The organism is Cupriavidus sp. 05N38 (assembly GCF_056397345.1).
This window is the reverse complement of sequence record NZ_JBFTNF010000176.1, coordinates 1-510: the sequence shown is the minus strand read 5'-3', so window position 1 is coordinate 510 and position 510 is coordinate 1. Positions and strand designations below refer to the sequence as shown.

Annotated in this window: 1 protein-coding gene; it reads right to left on the bottom strand. The window is 56.5% G+C overall.

The window, feature by feature from the left end; genetic code table 11:
* Positions 1-379: hypothetical protein (locus AC1DK4_RS40790; protein WP_477132276.1), on the bottom strand; the 379-nt coding region annotated here is incomplete at its 3' end.
* Positions 380-510: the final 131 nt, after the last annotated feature.

The window sequence follows — 510 nt, the reverse complement described above, 5'->3', positions numbered from 1 at the left end:
GCAGTCCGCCATAGAGAGCGGCAAGTTCTTCTTGCGTATCCTCGTATGGTTTTTCCCCATTGAACTTGGGTCCGCGATACATGGTGTGTTTGCACCATTTTTGCAGGGCGTCGTCATCGAAAATGGCAATGAATGCGCTAACGGCCAGTACGATCCAGGTGCCACGAAGCAGGATGCGCCGCATCAGTAGGGCGACGGTTTCCTTGCCCAGGAATGCGGCAGATCTGGCTAGAGCGCTAAGCAAAGGAGACCAACGAGAATAAACTGCGCGCTCGGCTAACAATTTGAGCATCGGCCCCGCCGCTGCAAATGCGATGCTGGCCTGACTCGCGATCATGGTGAGCGTCACCGTGAAACGGGTCAGATAAGCCGCAGTCAACCCACGATTTCCGTGCCTTCGGGCTTCGTCTGCATCGGACCAGTCGTACCTAGCGAGATAGATGCCAACTGCCGTAGCCAACGCCCCACCCCATATCTTGAGTCCACCAAGAAAGACCGTAGCGCCCACGC